Origin of the sequence: Mucilaginibacter pocheonensis (assembly GCF_031456535.1) — a bacterium.
Taxonomy (GTDB): Bacteria; Bacteroidota; Bacteroidia; order Sphingobacteriales; family Sphingobacteriaceae; genus Mucilaginibacter; species Mucilaginibacter pocheonensis.
This window is the reverse complement of record NZ_JAVDUU010000002.1, coordinates 1344034-1362056: the sequence shown is the minus strand read 5'-3', so window position 1 is coordinate 1362056 and position 18023 is coordinate 1344034. Positions and strand designations below refer to the sequence as shown.

Annotated in this window: 18 protein-coding genes; 13 read left to right on the top strand and 5 right to left on the bottom strand. The window is 48.0% G+C overall.

The genetic code is table 11. The annotated features are described in order from the left end of the window. Positions 1–81: 81 nt before the first annotated feature. From ccoN to hemH, 10 genes are all read left to right on the top strand, one after another. Positions 82–2208 carry a cytochrome-c oxidase, cbb3-type subunit I gene (ccoN, locus tag J2W55_RS12840; RefSeq protein WP_310096286.1) on the top strand — a complete coding sequence of 709 codons (2127 nt, stop codon included), beginning with the start codon at positions 82–84 and terminating at the stop codon, positions 2206–2208. 4 nt (positions 2209–2212) lie between these two features. Continuing rightward, the gene (locus J2W55_RS12835; RefSeq protein ID WP_310096284.1) at positions 2213–2404 is read left to right on the top strand and encodes a hypothetical protein; all 192 of its coding nucleotides are present in this window, start codon (positions 2213–2215) and stop codon (positions 2402–2404) included. Next, positions 2401–3312: a cbb3-type cytochrome c oxidase N-terminal domain-containing protein gene (locus J2W55_RS12830; RefSeq protein WP_310096282.1), complete on the top strand. Its 912-nt coding sequence runs from the start codon at positions 2401–2403 to the stop codon at positions 3310–3312. The genes J2W55_RS12835 and J2W55_RS12830 overlap by 4 nt, the downstream gene beginning before the upstream one ends. 1 nt (position 3313) lies before the next feature. Beyond that, positions 3314–4687, top strand: coding sequence for a cytochrome c oxidase accessory protein CcoG (gene ccoG, locus J2W55_RS12825; protein ID WP_310096280.1), 1374 nt, complete (start codon positions 3314–3316; stop codon positions 4685–4687). 4 nt (positions 4688–4691) lie between these two features. After that, positions 4692–5111, top strand: coding sequence for a FixH family protein (locus J2W55_RS12820; RefSeq protein ID WP_310096278.1), 420 nt, complete (start codon positions 4692–4694; stop codon positions 5109–5111). After that, positions 5111–5800, top strand: a complete 690-nt coding sequence (locus tag J2W55_RS12815; protein ID WP_310096277.1) for a sulfite exporter TauE/SafE family protein — start codon at positions 5111–5113, stop codon at positions 5798–5800. The genes J2W55_RS12820 and J2W55_RS12815 overlap by 1 nt, the downstream gene beginning before the upstream one ends. Before the next feature lie 77 nt (positions 5801–5877). Further along, positions 5878–6558: a YoaK family protein gene (locus tag J2W55_RS12810; RefSeq protein ID WP_310096275.1), complete on the top strand. Its 681-nt coding sequence runs from the start codon at positions 5878–5880 to the stop codon at positions 6556–6558. Between the two features lie 83 nt (positions 6559–6641). Then, positions 6642–6986, top strand: coding sequence for a hypothetical protein (locus J2W55_RS12805; RefSeq protein WP_310096272.1), 345 nt, complete (start codon positions 6642–6644; stop codon positions 6984–6986). A 27-nt stretch (positions 6987–7013) separates the two neighbouring features. After that, complete coding sequence (gene adhP, locus J2W55_RS12800) at positions 7014–8048, top strand: alcohol dehydrogenase AdhP (RefSeq protein ID WP_310096270.1); 1035 nt, start codon at positions 7014–7016, stop codon at positions 8046–8048. A gap of 3 nt (positions 8049–8051) precedes the next feature. Next, a complete protein-coding gene (gene hemH / locus J2W55_RS12795) occupies positions 8052–9083 on the top strand; it encodes a ferrochelatase (RefSeq protein ID WP_310096268.1) in 1032 nt (343 codons plus the stop codon). 12 nt (positions 9084–9095) lie between these two features. Here the strand turns inward: hemH and hemN are convergent, their stop codons facing one another. The 4 genes from hemN to J2W55_RS12775 all read right to left on the bottom strand — a co-directional run bounded on the left by hemN (position 9096) and on the right by J2W55_RS12775 (position 13816). Continuing rightward, a complete protein-coding gene (gene hemN, locus J2W55_RS12790) occupies positions 9096–10463 on the bottom strand; it encodes an oxygen-independent coproporphyrinogen III oxidase (RefSeq protein ID WP_310096266.1) in 1368 nt (455 codons plus the stop codon). 3 nt (positions 10464–10466) lie between these two features. Continuing rightward, positions 10467–11498 carry a 2-hydroxyacid dehydrogenase gene (locus J2W55_RS12785; protein ID WP_310096264.1) on the bottom strand — a complete coding sequence of 344 codons (1032 nt, stop codon included), beginning with the start codon at positions 11496–11498 and terminating at the stop codon, positions 10467–10469. Between the two features lie 81 nt (positions 11499–11579). Continuing rightward, positions 11580–12632 carry a response regulator gene (locus tag J2W55_RS12780; protein WP_310096262.1) on the bottom strand — a complete coding sequence of 351 codons (1053 nt, stop codon included), beginning with the start codon at positions 12630–12632 and terminating at the stop codon, positions 11580–11582. Continuing rightward, positions 12629–13816: a PAS domain-containing sensor histidine kinase gene (locus tag J2W55_RS12775; RefSeq protein WP_310096483.1), complete on the bottom strand. Its 1188-nt coding sequence runs from the start codon at positions 13814–13816 to the stop codon at positions 12629–12631. Before J2W55_RS12775 ends, J2W55_RS12780 begins: the two co-directional genes overlap by 4 nt. 458 nt (positions 13817–14274) lie before the next feature. Here J2W55_RS12775 and J2W55_RS12770 point away from each other — a divergent pair, with 458 nt between their 5' ends. Beyond that, on the top strand, positions 14275–14688 hold the full coding sequence (locus J2W55_RS12770) for a hypothetical protein (RefSeq protein ID WP_310096260.1): 414 nt from the start codon (positions 14275–14277) through the stop codon (positions 14686–14688). A 162-nt stretch (positions 14689–14850) separates the two neighbouring features. Further along, positions 14851–16314, top strand: a complete 1464-nt coding sequence (locus J2W55_RS12765; RefSeq protein ID WP_310096258.1) for a L,D-transpeptidase family protein — start codon at positions 14851–14853, stop codon at positions 16312–16314. A gap of 119 nt (positions 16315–16433) precedes the next feature. Here the strand turns inward: J2W55_RS12765 and J2W55_RS12760 are convergent, their stop codons facing one another. After that, positions 16434–17195 (bottom strand): response regulator transcription factor, encoded by a 762-nt coding sequence (locus tag J2W55_RS12760; protein ID WP_310096256.1) that lies wholly within the window; start codon positions 17193–17195, stop codon positions 16434–16436. Between the two features lie 69 nt (positions 17196–17264). Here J2W55_RS12760 and J2W55_RS12755 point away from each other — a divergent pair, with 69 nt between their 5' ends. Beyond that, entirely contained in the window at positions 17265–18005 is a 741-nt protein-coding gene (locus J2W55_RS12755; RefSeq protein WP_310096254.1) for a DUF3667 domain-containing protein, read from the top strand. Positions 18006–18023 lie beyond the last annotated feature (18 nt).

The window sequence follows — 18023 nt, the reverse complement described above, 5'->3', positions numbered from 1 at the left end:
AATCATATTTAATGCCTACTGCAATCATTCTGTCATCCAACCTGCCACAATAATTTTACAACCATAAACAGATAACAATTTATGCAGCCCGAAAATTTTTACTATGACAACAAGATCGTCCGGAACTTTGGTATAGCTACCGTCATCTGGGGGATCATCGGCATGACGGTCGGTTTGATCGTCGCGATCCAACTTTATCACCCGGCCGCTAACATGGGTAACCAATATACTACCTATGGTCGTATCCGCCCATTACATACCAATGCGGTAATTTTCGCATTTGTTGGCAATGCCATCTTCATGGGGGTATATTATTCGTTGCAGCGCTTGCTTAAAGCAAGGATGTTTAGCGATGTGCTCAGTCAGATTCACTTTTGGGGCTGGCAGCTGATCATTTTATCGGCGGTGATCACGCTTCCGCTTGGGTTTACCACGTCCCATGAATATGCAGAGCTGGAATGGCCAATAGATATCGCCATCACGGTCATCTGGGTCGTTTTCGGCTGGAACATGTTCGGTACGATCTTCAAGCGCCGCGAGCGCCATCTGTATGTAGCCATCTGGTTTTACATCGCCACCTTTGTTACGATCGCAGTGCTGCATATTGTCAACTCCTTTGAATTACCGGTTTCCTCTTTTAAAAGCTATATGGTTTACGCCGGTGTGCAGGACGCGCTGGTACAATGGTGGTACGGCCATAATGCAGTCGCCTTTTTTCTGACAACACCTTACCTGGGCATGATGTATTATTTCCTGCCCAAGATGGCCAACCGCCCTATTTATTCTTATAAACTGAGTATTCTGCACTTTTGGGCGCTAATCTTTATTTATATCTGGGCCGGGCCGCACCACTTATTATATACAACCTTACCGGGTTGGGCTCAGTCTTTGGGCGTTGCCTTTTCCATCATGCTGATTGCACCAAGCTGGGGCGGGATGATCAACGGCCTGCTGACATTGCGTGGCGCCTGGGATAAGGTAAGGGATGACGTCATCCTGAAATTCATGGTGGTGGGACTGACCGCCTATGGTATGGCCACCTTTGAAGGACCGATGCTGTCGCTGAAACAGGTGAACAGTATCGCGCATTTCAGTGACTGGATCATCGCGCACGTTCACGTTGGCGCCCTGGGCTGGAACGGCTTTTTAACTTTTGCAATACTATACTGGCTAATTCCGCGCATTTATAAAACCGAGCTGTTTTCCAAGAAGATGGCTTCGTTCCATTTCTGGATCGGAACGCTGGGTATCCTATTCTATGCCATTCCCATGTACTGGGCCGGGTTTACGCAAAGCCTTATGCTCAAAGAATTCACGCCTGAAGGAATGCTGAAATATCCTAACTTTTTAGAAAGCACCCTGCAGATATTACCCATGCACATGATGCGGTCAGCAGGCGGAGCTATGTACCTGTTAGGAGTGATCGTTATGGCCTATAACCTAACGCGCACCGCATTGCAGGGCAAGCTTGTTGCCAATGAAGCCGCGCAGGCTATGCCATTGGCCCCCGCATATACTATTGTTAAGGAAAATAAATGGCACCGCAGGCTGGAGCGCAAGCCGATCCAAATGCTGATCGCTGCACTGCTGGTTATCCTGGTGGGTACCTTCATCGAACTGATGCCAACATTAACCATTTCCTCCAATATCCCTACCATTGTGGCGGTTAAACCGTATACCCCGCTTGAACTGCAGGGCCGGGACCTTTATATCCGCGAAGGTTGTGTCAACTGTCACTCCCAAACTGTTCGGCCTTTCCGCTCGGAAACTGAGCGTTATGGCGAATACAGCAAGGCTGGCGAATTTGTGTATGACCACCCTTTTTTATGGGGTTCCAAGCGGACCGGCCCCGATCTGGCGAGGGAAGGGCAGAAATACGGGAATGCCTGGCATTATAACCACCTGATGGATCCGCGCCTGATGTCGCCCGGCAGTATCATGCCGGAATATAGCTGGCTGATCACCCAAACATTGGATACATCCTTAACCCGGCGTAAGATCAATGCCATGCGCGCGCTAGGTGTGCCTTATGCCCCCGGTTATGAAAATGAAGCCAATGCAGACCTGAATAAGCAGGCAAAAGAGATCGCCGCCAATCTGAATGTAGATCATATTAAGGTTAATAGCAATAAAGAGATCATCGCTATTATCGCCTACATCCAACGGTTAGGCACCGATGTTAAAGCAAATAAAACAGCAAATAAATAAGATCATGTTCAAGCAATTCACTGAAAACATCAACGCAAACCAGGCTTACCTGCTATTTTCACTGGGCATATTCTTCGTATTCTTTATTGTGGTGACGGTCATGCTCATCCGCGTCCGGAAACAGCATGTCGATCATATGAGTAACCTCCCCCTGCAGGACAGTATAAACGATTCAACCCAACACTTACTATCATGAAATATATCCGGTTCTCACTCATTTCAGTCTTTGTGCTGTTTGCCATGCAGCCGACAATGGCTAAGGACGACAGCCTGATCCCGGGTGACGTCATGAATTACATCGGTTATGGTGCAATTTTCTTCACCCTTTTATTGGTCGTGGCTGCTATGCTAATGGTTTTAAAGGCGTTCCGCGTAATGACCCGGATCGTGCTCAGGCAGCAAGGCTTAAGCACTGTAGAGATCGAGGCGGCAATGAACCCTGTGAAATCTAAAAAGGAAAAGAAACCCAAAGCAGCGGTTTGGCAGAAATTACTTTCTCTTAAGCCAATGGCCCAGGAGCAGGAACTGCTGATAGCCCACGACTACGACGGCATCCAGGAACTGGACAACCCGATCCCCGCCTGGTTCATGTATCTGTTTTACGGTTCCATTATTTTCGGTGTTGGCTATCTTCTGAATTACCATGTATTCAAGACCGCGCCGCTGCAATATGCGGAATACCGTAACGAAATGGCGCAGGCCGATATCGAGAAAAAAGCATTTTTAAGCAAGGCCGCCAACCGGGTTGATGAAAACACGGTGAAGATTGTACATGATCCGGCGGTAATCGCTTCGGGACAGGCTATTTTCAAGACCACATGTGCGCCCTGTCACGGCGATCACGCCCAAGGTAATGTTGGTCCGAACCTGACGGATGATTACTGGCTGCATGGTGGTAAGATCAATGACCTGTTCAAAACCATTAAGTACGGCGTATTAGCCAAAGGGATGCCCACCTGGGAGAAGCAGCTTAGCCCCAAACAGATCTCAGATGTGGCTAATTACATCGAGTCCCTGCGTGGCAGCAACCCGGCCGGCGCTAAGGAGCCACAGGGTACTAAAGAAATTGATGCGGATAACAAACTGGTAGCAAATAATAAATAAAATGGACGGACTGTTGGTGGCGAAGGAAACGGAAAAGCGCAAATGGATATATCCGCTGATACGCAAGGGAAAGTTGTATAAATGGCGTTCCTGGATCAGTTATGCCTATCTGCTGCTATTTTTCACCGGGCCGCTGATCCGTATTGGCGGGCAACCACTTTTGCTCCTCAACTTCATGGATCGTCAATTTGTGATCCTTGGGCAGGTCTTCTGGCCACAGGATATCTTCCTTTTTGTTTTGGCTTCGCTGGTCTTTGTGGTTTGCATTGTATTATTTACAATCGCTTTCGGCCGGATCTTCTGTGGCTGGATTTGCCCACAGACGATATTTATGGAAATGTTCTTCCGGAAAATTGAGAACTGGATCGAGGGCGATGCCCATAAACAGAAAAAATTAGATGCCGGACCATGGACCAAAGAAAAGATCTTTAGGAAAGGCAGTAAACATTTGCTGTTCCTGATCTTCTCATTTTTGATCGCCAATACTTTCCTGGCCTATCTTGTGGGAAGCGCTGCACTTTTCAGGATCATCCTGGAACCGGTGCAGCTGCACTGGTCGGGCTTTTTCAGTATCTGGTTATTCACCATTATTTTTTATCTGGTTTACAGCCAGGTTCGTGAACTAGTATGTACCGTGATTTGCCCCTATGGCAGGCTGCAGGGCGTTTTGCTCGATCAGGATACGCTGGTGGTCGCTTATGATGAGGTACGTGGCGAGCCACGTGGAAAACTCGTTAAAAACAAAGATTCCCTGAACCCGAAAGGGGATTGCGTGGACTGTGGATTATGCGTTAGCGTTTGCCCAACAGGGATCGATATCCGGCAGGGAACCCAAATGGAATGTGTGAACTGTACTGCTTGTATCGATGTTTGTAACGAGGTTATGGAAAAGATACATAAGCCCCTGAACCTGATTGGGTTTTACTCGGAGAACATGATCCATAAGCAGCAAAAGCCTTCTTTTACCGGGCGGATGATGGGCTACAGCGGAATCATCGTGGTTCTGATGACCGTGCTCTGCTATTTTATTTTCAGCCGGGCCGATATGGATATGACTGTGATGCGCAGTGCCGGGATGCTTTACCAGGAACAAAAGGGCGGCCTTATCAGTAATATTTACAATGCTGAGATCATCAATAAATCAAATACCAGCCGGGATATCGTGATCAAGCCGGAGAATCCGGCAGTTAAAGTAAAATACATCCAGCAGCCGGGCCGGATCTCAGCCGGAGGATCAGTCAAAACGGTTTTCTTTCTCATGATCCCTGCATCCATGATCCACATGCCAAAGACCGATATTAAGATCAACCTGTTATTAAACAATAAAATAATACAAACCGTCAGCACCACTTTTGTGGGGCCGGCTAATGATTAAACTTATGAATTGGGGAAAAGGAATAATTATTGGAATGGGACTGTTTATGCTTTTCATCATCTTCATGTGCGTAAAAATGTTCCTCCTGCCTGCAGACGATTATGACCACCACTATTACGAAAAGGGGCTTAATTTTGATAAGGACTATGCAAAAGAAAAGCAAGTGGCGGCCGACAAGGCGCAGCCGCTGATCTGGGTTTCGGGCGGAGTGGTGAATATCCTCTTCACCGAACAAGCGAGTGGTACCGCCAGATTTGTCCGCCCGTCAAGTGAGGCACTGGATAAAACCTTTGCGATCCATACGCAAGCGGAGAAATCGGCGATACTGCCGGTGGGTTCCCTGGCGAAGGGCCGCTGGCGTATTGTACTGGAGTGGGAAAGCGGCAACAAGAATTATTTGTATGAAAAGGAGGTTGATCTCTAATGGACGCCAACCACATCGCTTTTTATATTGGTTTATTTGGCAGCATCCACTGCATTGGTATGTGCGGTCCGCTGGCATTCGCTGTTCCGTCCTTCCACCGTCAGTGGTGGCGGGTGATCTCTGATAAACTTATATATAACTGCGGCAGAGTATGTTCCTACACCTTTTTAGGCTTGCTCATCGGTATGCTGGGCAAACAGATCTGGCTAGCTGGCTGGCAGCAAAGCGTCAGCGTCATCAGCGGGATCCTTGTTATTTCGGCGGGCTTTTCCAGGATGTTCAAGGTAAAATTGAGCCAGAGCAGGATGATGCCGGCGCTTTTAAAGCCGGTTAATCAGCTGATCAGCTATGCCCTTAACCACCAGGCCGGCCATTTTGCCATCGGATTGCTCAACGGATTTCTGCCCTGTGGGTTTGTTTACCTTGCATTGGTTGGGGCTGTCAACGCAGCTTCGCCTTCTGCTTCTGCCCAATATATGTTTTGGTTTGGTATGGGCACTTTTCCTTTGATGCTGCTTGCCACGGTAGGCTCGGGTTATATAGGTCCGGTTTTTCGGCGAAGGATCAACAGGGCGATGCCTTACCTAATGGTTTGCCTGGGTTTTTGGTTTCTTTTGCGTGGCATGGCCCTTGATGTTCCTTACCTAAGCCCACCGAAACAAAGCACAGGCATTGCGGTCTGTCATTAATTCAAATTAGTAAAAAAATTATGCTAAGGCATTTAGGCATTCGGCGCACCTATGGTCATAACGTTAAAATAGCGGCAATGCTGAGCCTGGTTGCTGGTTTTGTCAACGCTGCAGGCTTCCTTGCCTTCGCGGTGCTGACCACCAATGTCACCGGGCATGTGGCTTTATTTGCCGAAAGACTGGTTATGAAGGACTGGGAAACCGCCCGGGTCATCGCGTTATGGATGTCTCTTTTTTTAGCGGGTGCGTTTTCTTCCAGCCTGATCATTAACACCATCGGCCGTAACCAAAGGTTTTCCTATGTTATCCCATTGCTGGTTGAAAGCCTGGTCCTGCTGCTGGTTGCCCTTTTAGGTTACCGGTTCGACCAGTCTTTGCTGGCTCGCGAGCTTTTTGCGGGCAGCCTGCTCTTCGTCATGGGCATTCAAAACGCGATGGTTTCACTGGTTTCGGGTGCCGAGGTCCGGACAACCCACCTGACCGGGACCTTTACAGATCTGGGCATTGAGCTGGCGCAATGGATCAGGCCGGGGCAACAAGAGAAAGCTTATTTAACAGCCAAACTCAAGCTCCGCGTAACCATCATTGCTTGTTTTTTGTCGGGCGCGCTTGCCGGAGCTTACTTGTTCCGTTATTGTAGTTACCGCGCTTTTCTTTTTCCACTTGGCCTTTTGTCGTTTACCCTGACTTATGATGTCTTTCGGATCCGCGCAAAACGTTATTACCGCCGCCTCCATTTTCGCCTGCTGAAAAAGTGACCAGTATCATCTTTCCGAACGACAAGGGTCATGGCATAAATTACCGTGCTGCAGGATATTTGGGTCATCAAAAGATATTAATTATGACAACGATAACTGCAAACAACCAATGGGTAGCCGGTACGGTAACTCAGGCCCAACAAAAAACACTTTTAGCTAAATGGAATTTATTGATGGAAGGCCAGGCCGACCGTAAGACCCTATGGTTCCTTGTTTCCCTGGTATTCCAAGGGGTATTTTTACTGCCTGTTCCTGCAGCACTGATCTATTATTTCGATGCACCTGTATTGGTGCTGGTTGTTACCCTGACGCTTTTCTTCGCCAATATCATCGCGGGCATGGGGGGCGCGGGGATCAAAACCCTGCTTTGGCTTTTTGCTTCAAGCATCATTATTCATCTGTTGATGATAACCATTTTTATCCTTTAATGCTTACGCTTTTTAATTCCGATGCACATGATCCCTCAAAAAATGAAAGCTGCTGTGATTCACCAGTTCGGCGCACCGCTGCAGATAGAAGAAGTGGCCGTAAAAATGCCCCATGCCAACCAGATCCTGGTGAAAGTGATTGCCTGCGGGGTATGCCATACCGACCTGCATGCCTGTAACGGTGACTGGCCGGTAAAGCCTAAACTGCCGCTTATCCCTGGCCACGAGGCCATTGGATATGTGGTTGCCCTGGGCGCGGATGTAAAAGACGTAAAGGAAGGCGATATTGTAGGGGTACCTTGGCTGCACAGCGCCTGCGGTTGCTGTGAATTTTGTATTACCGGCTGGGAAACGCTTTGCGGAACACAGCAAAACGGCGGGTACAGCGTTGACGGCGGTTTTGCGGAATACGTGCTTGCCGACCCAAGATACGTGGCACATTTTCCGAAGGGCATCAATTTTACGGAGATGGCGCCAATCATCTGCGCAGGCGTAACGGTTTACAAAGGGCTGAAGGAAACAGAAGTGAAGCCCGGCGAATGGGTAGCCATTTCTGGTGCCGGAGGTTTGGGCCATCTGGCAGTACAGTATGCCAAAGCCATGGGTATGCATGTTGCCGCAATAGATGTAGCTGACGACAAACTGGAGCTGGCAAAAAGTCTCGGTGCAGAGCTGGTGGTTAACGCCGCTCAGGAAGATCCCGGTGCCTTCCTCCAAAAAGCAACCGGGGGCATGCATGGGGTATTGGTGACCGCGGTTTCCCCCATCGCCTTTCAACAGGGAATTTCTGCACTGCGCCGTAAAGGCACGCTTGCTTTGAACGGTTTGCCGAAAGGTAATTTCGACCTGTCCATATTTGATACCGTGTTGAACCGTTACACCGTAAGAGGTTCTATTGTGGGTACCCGTAAAGATATGCAGGAGGCAGTAGCCTTTGCAGTAGAGGGCAAGGTAAAAGCTACGGTACATGCCGCTAAACTGGAGGATATTAATACTGTTTTCGACAATATGAAAAAAGGGCTGATCGACGGACGTGTCGTCCTGGAGATCGCCAAACCCTGATATATGCGAAAAGGTATCTTGTTAGTCAACTTGGGAACCCCGGACAGCCCGGCGGTTGCCGATGTCCGCAAATATCTGGCGGAGTTCCTGATGGATGAAAGGGTGATTGATATTCACCCTTTTTTGCGCTTGCTCCTCGTCAGAGGGATTATCGTTCCTTTCCGCGGCCCCAGATCCGCAAAGTTATACGGGCAGATCTGGAACTCCCAAACCGGCTCACCGCTGAAGTATTACAGCCGCCTCCAGCAGCAACTCCTTCAGGCAGAGCTCGGCGAAGATTATGTGGTTGAACTCGGTATGCGCTATCAAACGCCATCCATTGAAGCTGCCTTAAACAAATTACTGGCGGCCGGCGTAGATAGCATCCATGTTATTCCCCTTTTTCCACAATATGCCTCCGCCACAACAGGCTCGGTAATGGCAGAGGTGATGCGCCTGCTAAGCCGGTGGGTTGTTATTCCGCAGCTAACCCTGGCCGGGGCGTTTTATGGCCACCCGATGTTCATCCAGGCGTTTGCGGCAAACATCAGCCGTTATGATCTCTCGGATTTTGACCATATCCTGTTCAGTTTTCATGGGCTGCCCGTGCGGCAGTTGCAGAGTTCATACCACAATGGCCACCACTGTGGTCAGGAGGGTTGCTGTGACCGGCTTACCCCACAAAATCAGCATTGTTATACCGCCCAATGCCATGAAACGGCGCGGCTTATTGCGCAGGAGATCAGCCTGAAGGCAACCGATTATACGGTTTGCTTCCAGTCACGGTTGGGCAAACAGAAATGGATCAGGCCTTATACTTCCTCCGTAATCCGGGACTTGGCTGCCTCCGGCAAAAAAAGGGTGCTGGTTGTTTGTCCGGCTTTTGTCGCCGACTGCCTTGAAACCATCCAGGAGATCGCTGCGGAATGCCGCGAAGAATTTATCCAGGCTGGGGGAAGTGATTTACTGCTGGTGGAAAGCCTGAACGATTCGCCTTTATTTATCCGCATGTTGCGGGAGATCAGCGAGGTACCGAAAGGCCATTTGTGGGCCTGAGAGTATGACCGTTTAAATGGCCATACTGAAAAGTTGGGCTTTTGGCTGTGCAGCCCATAAACGCGCATCCAGGCAAAAACAGATATTCCGCAGAAACCTTTTGCCTTGCGGGGTAACCTTCAGGCCATCCGGATGAAGTTGTACCAAACCGTCGTTTTCCATTTCTTCCAGTCTTGGCAGCCCTTCAATCAGCGCAGTTTGGCCTTCCTGTCCTTTCCAACTGGTTGCACCCTTACACATGATGTTGAGAATGTGCCGGCGCAGGACCAGGTCCTCTTCCGAAAGCAGGTGCCCTTTCATTAACGGAAATTCACCTGCCGCTGTAATGGCAAGATATTCTTCTACGGTTTTGACATTTTGAGCAAATCCGTACCAGGAATCACTGATCGAAGAAACGCCGAGGCCTATCAGTAGCTGCGTATGCTGCTGGGTGTAGCCCATAAAATTACGGTGTAGCTCTCCAGTTAGGGCCGCTTCGAGCAGTTCGTCGCCCGGCAGCGCGAAATGGTCCATGCCGATTTCCTGATAACCAAAGCTGGTCAGCAGGCTCCGACCTGCATTATGCAGCTTGCCCTTCAATTCGGGGGTAGGTAGGTCGGCTTCTGTAAAGCGGCGTTGCCCGGGTTTGATCCATGGCACATGTGCGTAGCTGTAAAAGGCGATCCGGTCCGGTTTGAGACTGCCAACGATATTCATGGTATTGATCAGCCCATCCAGATGCTGTTGCGGCAACCCGTAGATCAGGTCATAATTGACTGACGAGTAGCCGATCCGCCGTGCCTCCAGGGTAACGGCAAGCACCTGTTCAAAAGTCTGTTGCCGGTTGATGATAAATTGAACTTTGGGGTCAAAATCCTGGATGCCCAGGCTCAGCCGTCTGAATCCCAGGTCATATAAGGTCTGTAAATGATCAACCGTGGTATTTGCCGGGTGCGCCTCAAAGCTGAATTCTGCCTTTTCGTGGATGTGTGCGCCATCGAGTATACCGTCGATCAGTTTATGGAGGTTTTGGGCGCTGAAAAACGTGGGTGTCCCGCCGCCGAGATGGATTTCCCGAATAACGGGTGCATCCTGCAACACATCGTGGTACAATGCCCATTCCTTTAACACCGCCGCAATGTAGGGCTCCTCTACTTTGTGGTTCTTGGTGATCCGGGTATTGCAGCCGCAGTAGGTACATAAATTTTCGCAGAAAGGCAGATGGATGTATAAGCTGATGCCAGAGCCGCGGTTGCTTTCATCAAAAGATAATTTGACGGTATCCTTCCATGCTTTTTCGCTGAAGGTCTGGTTGTCCCAATAGGGCGTGGTCGGATAACTGGTGTATCGGGGAACCGGAACGTTGTATTTGTCGCTTAGGTTTTTCAGGTAATTTTCCATAACTCAGGAATGTACAGATTTTTCGGTTTCAGGATTTTTTTGACAATTTTTAGCGCAGGCGCAGGCTTTGCCTACGCATTTTCCAGCCTGCCAGAGGTCGAGGTTTTTGATGGTTTGATCGGCAATTTCCTGCAAGGCCTCGCGGGTTAAGTAAGCCTGGTGCGGGGTGATCAGCACATTGGGATGGCTCATCAGTTTGACCAGGAGCGCATCCTTGACCGGGTCCTGCTGGTGGTCTTCAAAAAATAAACCTTTTTCAAATTCGTAAACGTCGAGTCCCAGGTAGCCAATCTTCCTGTTTTCCAGTGCATCCAGCACGCCGGATGTATCGACCAGCAGTCCTCGGGAAGTATTAATCAACATCACCCCGGGTTTCATCATGTCCAGTGTTTCCGGATTGATAAAGTGTCGGGTTTCCGCAGTCAAAGGAATATGTAAGGATATAATGTCGGCTGTTTGCAGGAGCTGTTCGAGCGAAACCGGTTTAACATATCGCAGGTTGGGGGGTGTTTTCAAATCATAACCAATCACATGACAACCCATCCCATGATAGATCGCCGCTACTGCCTGCCCTGTATTACCAAGCCCGATCACACCGACCGTCTTTCCTGAAAAATTGAAGCCAACCAGCTCATCGTTCCTGAAATCGAATCCGTGACTATGCTGATCGGCTTTCATCATTTGTCTGTTCAGGGCGAAGGCCATGCCGACGGCATGTTCAGCGATGGCTTGGGGTGAATAAGAAGGAACATTAGCAATCTTTATCCCGAAAGCTGCCGCCGTTGGCAGATCAATGTGATCAGTCCCCGCGGAACGGGTGACTATAAATTTGATACCTAACGCCGCTAATTGCTCAATTACGGGTGCGGAGACATCATCATTGGTAAAAACGATTACGGCGTCTTTTCCCTGGGCATAAATTGTTGTATCCGCCCCCAGCGGGTTTGAGATTAGCGTGATGTCATGCTTTTTCTGGTTGGCCTTGGCCAGGTATTCCTTTTCAAAAGGTTTGATACTATAAGCTACCGCTTTCATTCGAAATAGTTTTGATTTACAAAGCTATCTTTACGGTAGGGGCCGCAGAATGAGCGTCGTCAGCTGAATTAATGATGGTTATCAGTTTTTCATCTTCTCCAGCTTCTCAAGTGCCAGCAGGGTGATCAGGCTCCCCTTCTTTTCGATGAGGCCTTCATCCTTAAAATCAGATAAGGTGCGGCTCACGGTTTCTGTCGCCATCCCGGCCATGGCGGCCAGGTCCTCACGGGTGATCTTAAAACCTTCAGGGGAAGCGCCACCCTGGCGGTGCAGACGGATCATGGCTTCTGCCATTCTTTTCCGTACCGAATGGTAAGCGAGTTGCATGAGCTGGTCCTCTTTATCACGGATATCATTGGCCAGCAGTTTAATGAACTCGCGGGCTACCTCCGGGTATAGGTTCAGGAGCTGCTCCAGCTGATCTTTTGGGATCTGGACCACCACGCTGTCCTCCAGCGCTGTGGCCGTGTCAGTATAAGCCTCATTGGAAAGCAGCGCGTTGACCCCCAGGTATTCTTCACTTCCGACGATCCCAGTCATAAGCTCCCGTCCGTCCTCGGCTAACCGAATCGTTTTGATCTTCCCGCTGATGACCAGGTAAAGCCCGGTGCCCTTGTCGCCATCGTAATAGATCACCTGGTTCTTTTTAAATACGCGGCTCCTTCTTTCCTGGATGATCTTTTTCAGTTCGTTCAGTCCCTCATTCTTCCCGATCAGCGTATTTAAACGGTCGAGCGACTTGCTATAAAAATCTTTTTGCTGTTCCTTTTTTTTAAGCCGTGTTTCTATGGCATTTAACAGCTCCATGTCATCGAACGGCTTGGTGAGGTAATCGTCTGCACCCATTTCCATACCTTTTCGAAGGTCTACCCGCTCCGCTTTGGCGGTTAGAAAAATAAAGGGAACAGCTGCGGTATCGGGGTTTTTATTCAGCATGTAGAGTACACCGTAACCATCCAGTTCAGGCATCATAATATCGCATAGGATGATATCCGGCAAATAGCTCAAAGCGAGTTCGACGCCAGCCTTCCCGTTCTTTGCTTCACGGGCTTCATAGCCGGCCAGTTCCAGGATTTCTACCACGTTTTCGCGGATGTCATTATTATCTTCAATGATCAATACTTTCTTTTTCATGCTATTGGAAATGTAATGGTGAATAAGGTGCCCTGGTTTACGTTACTTTTAAAATCAACACTGCCGTCCATCAGGCTGGCATAACGGGCCACGATGTTCAGGCCAAGCCCGGTTCCCGGAATGTTCCCGGTATTGTGGGCGCGGAAAAATGCTTCGAAAAGATGTTTCTGATCGGCTTCGGGGATGCCGATGCCGTTATCCCGGATCGTGATGACACAGCGCTCCTGACCAATTTCGGTATTAAACTCAATAAAGGTGTTTTCTCCGGAATATTTAATGGCATTGCCGATCAGGTTGGTCACACAATGGCGCAGCAGGTTCGGGTCAAGACTGACCAGGCTTGCTGTTCCGGTATGCTGATAGATAATGCTCTGGTTCTGCTTGGCCACCAACTGTAATTCCTCGGTGATCTCTTCTGAAAATTTAACCAGGTCAAACGGCGTACAGGATACTTCCACTTTGCCGGCTTCCAGTTTTTCCAGCGAAAGAAAATCATTGAGTATTCCTGTCAGTATGCCTACCGAGCCTTTTATCTTCGCCACATGTTTCCGGATATTCTCGTTATCATAGGGCAGAGCATATTTTTCAATGAGTGAAGCAGAAAGCTGAACAGCGCTTAATGGTGTCCGGAACTCATGCGAGGCCATGGAAACGAAACGGCTCTTCAACTGTCCAAGTTCCTTTTCCTTGACCAGGGAAAAACTTACCTCTTCCTTAGCTTGCTGTAAGGCCGTCACCGTTTCCTTCAGCGCATAGGTTCGGTTTTCCACCAGCTCTTCCAGGTGCGTTGCGTATTCCTTTAGCTGTTCCTCAGCTTCTTTCTCCCTGGAAAGGTCATGGATAAAACCGGCGAATATTTTACGTTCGGCATAGGGAACCTCGCTGACAGCGAGACGAAATGGAAAAGTCGTGCCGTCTTTCCTCAAACCAGTTACTTCCCTCCCAATGCCGATAATATGGGGCTCCCGTGTACGCTGATATCTCGCGATATATTCATCATGCTGTTCTTTATAAGGGGGAGGCATCAGCATAGAGATATTGTTCCCTATTACCTCCTCCGGTGTATACAGAAAAAGTTTGCAGGATGCCGGATTGATAGATTCCACGATCCCCCGTCCATTGATGGTAATGATACCATCGATGGCATTGTCAATTATGGCTTTAAGAAGGGCAGCGCTTTCCATATACTGTTTTATCCGGTTAGTGATTATTCTCACAAATATCTATATTTTACATCAATAGAAAATGTAATACTTTACTCCGGAAAATGTGATCATGGTCATTTTTTTTGCCAAGTAGCTATTTTTCGATGACTGGGCTTAATGATTGCCGCTATCAGACACCGGATAGGGCAGAGTGACGTCGGCCGCCGGCGGCTATCCGGAAAAAATTTGAAACAACGCGCACAGGCGCTTACCGGGTTGCACATGCCGATCACCTGGAGGGTCGGGAGCGTATATTTAATCGCCTTGATCGCGGATACCTTGTGTACAATAGCTTTGGTCAGCCCTGCGATCAGTGTATGAGCATCCCGGAAAACAAAAAATGACGCGGATCATATTTAAAACTAATCTGTATCATTTGCAGGGTTCACCATATGGCCGACTTTAGTACAATCAAAACACAGCTTAAAACAAACACCATGGAAAGCCTGTTACCTATTTCCTCCCGATCATTACAATATTATGTTATAGCCAAAAGATGGTCGTCCGACCTTGAATTTTTCAGGCTGGAAAGCAGTTTCCTGCATCAATTACTGGACAGGTGTATCAGCCGTTTACAGGATGAGGCACATCTGCAAAAACTGGTAGAAGCCAGGAAGGATTTGCAGGAGATAAAACAGTTATCGGTTGACGACCTGCTTTTACGCCAGATCACGCAACTGGAACTGATGGCAGAAGACGTTATACCGGAAGACGTCGACGCGCTGGCAGCCGTACAGGTAAAGCTGGAGTATTATATGAGCGAGCTGAACCGAAGTTTCCGCACCGTCAAACAAAAGATCTTCCGGCTGGTGCTGGATTCCCGGCATAACGACCGGCTATTTCCCAATTGATTATTGACCGACCTCTAATTAATACCCTGAAAGGCGCCGTGATTTTTACGTGCGCTTTTCTTTTTTATGGGTTTTTTGTGCCGAAGATCACTTTTTTGCGGGCAGGAGCATCATTATTAAAGCAGTGGATTTAGCTGAACTTTAGCCTGTAAATCAACGGTTATGAAAACAGCAATTTCATCCTATAAACTTTTATTATCAGCAGTGCTGCTGCTCAATTTGCAACTCTCCGCCTGCTTTGCCGGCAGCGCGTCCCGGCATACCGAAACACTCCGGGCGATTAACAGTGCCCTCCGTGACGAGATCCGTCGCCAGATGGCAGATGAGGGACTCCAGGACCAGCTTTATTTTCCGAAATCAGTTTCGAAGTTCTATGCGACCGCAGATTTCGACCCAGCCTGGATCAAGCCGCAAAACGGTGTAGGCCCGGCTTGGCAGGCAATGCTGATGATCGACTGCGTTTTGCAGTTTGGCCTTTCCCATGCAGACTATCATCCGCAGGAATTGACCTATGGCCAGCTGCACAACATCCTGGATACCCCGGGCAAGGTTAGCTTAGCGCTGGAGGCAAGGTATGATATTATGCTGACGGATGCGATGCTCGCACTGATAAACCACCTGCACTTCGGCAAGCTCAACCCGGGTTATCCGGCCGGTCGCATCGATACGACTACCACAATCAGTTTCCAGGCCACGCAGGTACTGGCTGCTGGTTTACAAGCGAAAAAGATCATGGAAGTGATCGAAGCCGTGCAGCCGAAAGCCAGGGAATATACTGATATGCAGCGCCACATGCACCTGCTGGAAGGGATCTACCAGGACGATTGTTACGAAGTGCCGCAGGCTGAAGTAAGGAAGATCGCCATTAATTTGGAAAGGCTACGCTGGGCCAACCTGGACGACAGCGTTTATATCCACATCAATATCCCGTCCTATACGTTGAAGCTTTACCTGAGGGATTCGACCTACCGATTCAAAGTGATTGTGGGTAAACCCGGCACACCGACACCGACGCTGCTGAGCGCGCTGCGCTACTTTACCACAGCGCCGGAATGGAAGGTTCCCGCGAAAATCTTCCGCAAGGAACTTTTGCCCAAAGCCCTCGCTGACAGCAGCTACCTGGAGCAAAATCATTATTCCATTTATGATAGCAAAGGCAAATATATAACGCCTGGCCGTGCTTCACTTAACCTGGTCCGCCAGCATCCGGAGCTGTACTTCGCCCGGCAGTCAGCGGGGTGTGATAACGCGCTCGGACAGGTGGTTTTCCGTTTTCCGAATGTCTATGACATTTACCTGCACGATACGCCGGAACAAAAACTGTTTTCCCGAGACGACCGTGACCTGAGCCATGGCTGTATCCGAGTGGAACAGGCAGAAAAACTGGGAACACTACTGCTTAAAAATGACGGTTCAACTGATCAAATCACTGCCCTTCACCAGGGAATGGCCGCTTATGTGAACCGGAATATCTACCTGAAAAAAGCTATTCCGTTAAAGATCACCTACCTGACCTGTGAAGTGAATGAAGGTGAATGTGTAACCTATAAAGACATTTATGACATGGACAAAAGCCTGGAGATGGCCCTTTATGGACCGGCGTTACAGTTAACTATGCAGAAATAAGGTTGAGGAGTTGTTTCTTTTTTTTATATATGCCATTAAAATTCTGTGACTCAAAACGGACTCAAGCATAAAAGGCAAAGATATTTTCAATCTGGCGTTTAACCAGTTCGGTCGCTATATCAAATCATTTTGCTGTCAATTGCATAAAACAGCGCTTCCGCCATATTGCTTACCTGCAATCGTTCAAATATGCGTCGCCGGTAATATTTAATCGTATCGGGAACAACAAATAATTTTTCTGCAATCTCATTTATAGAAAATCCACGGGCATGCAAACGCAGTATTTCCAGTTCCCTTTCGTTGATCTGCACTTTTAATGATTTGCGCCAAATACTTGTTGTTATATCCAGCTCCCATCTGTCCGCACTGCCCTGTTTATAAATATGAACGTTACCAGCAGTTTTCTGATGAGACAGTGATACAATACACATGGCTTTCCATACTTTTTGTTGCGCGTTGAGAAATAGCGGCGTTAGTTTATGATTGATGAGGAGTTGCCTGCCATCTTTACTGATTAAATGAAAATCGTAAGTGATGCTGTACAACATCCGGTCGCACGGCGGCAATGTGTCGTAAAAATCAAATCCGGCATTATTGACGATGGTGAGGAATTCCAGGTCGGGCACGGGTACATTTTTGAAATAGAACGCGTATCCCATCAACAATACTTCTTCAGGCGTATAACCACATAAAAACAAAGGGTTTTCAGAAACATATTCAAATCCCATTTTTTCATAATCAATGACATATATACTTTCATAGGTCAGTCGCGAAAAGGCTCTGATCACGTCCAGATAATTGTCTTGTTGAGAACGATCCTCACCAGAAGTTGATTTGATCTTGTTTTTGGTGAGCAGGCCCGAAAAATCTTTATTATCCATTATTGCTAAAATACAAATCTACACTCAAGTGTAGGAGCACAAAATAAATTAATGCAGACCTTCGGTTACATGAAATATGCTGTAACGGATACGTCAGCCCCCTGCGGAACATGCCAGAGTCCTTTAACGGGTAAATTTTGCAACTTCTGCGGGCAACCTGCGCAATTACCAAGGGTCAATGGTCATTATATTTTGCATGAGCTACAACATATCCTGCATTTTGAAAAAGGAATCTTGTATACGATCAAAGAGCTGTTAAGCAGGCCGGGCCAAAATGTGAAAGCGTTCATTTCAGATAACAGGAGCCGTTTAGTTAAACCGGTGATATTCATTATTATCACTTCACTGTTGTATTCCACTGTAAGTCATTTTTTCCGCTTAGAAACGGAATATATAAGTTATCAGGTGGACAAGCACTCCGCAACAAGCGCAATTTTTTTGTGGATAACATCGCACTATGGATACGCCAATATTATCCTGGGTCTGTTTATTGCCACCTGGCTGAAACTTCTATTCAAACGGTTTGATTATAACATATTTGAAATATTGATCCTACTGTGCTTCGTTATGGGAATAGGCATGCTTATTTTCGCGTTCTTTGCCATATTAGAAGGTTTGACCAAACTCGATCTGATGGCGTTTGCCGGTATGGCGGGTATAGTTTATTACACATGGGCCGTCGGCCAGTTTTTTGCTCCTAAACGATTCTCTTCTTATTTCAAGGCGCTTTTTGCCTACATTTTGGGGATGACAACTTTTTCCCTGACGGCTATGCTTTTAGGATCTATAGTCGATATCATAAAACAATAAAAATATGGAAAAGAGAAA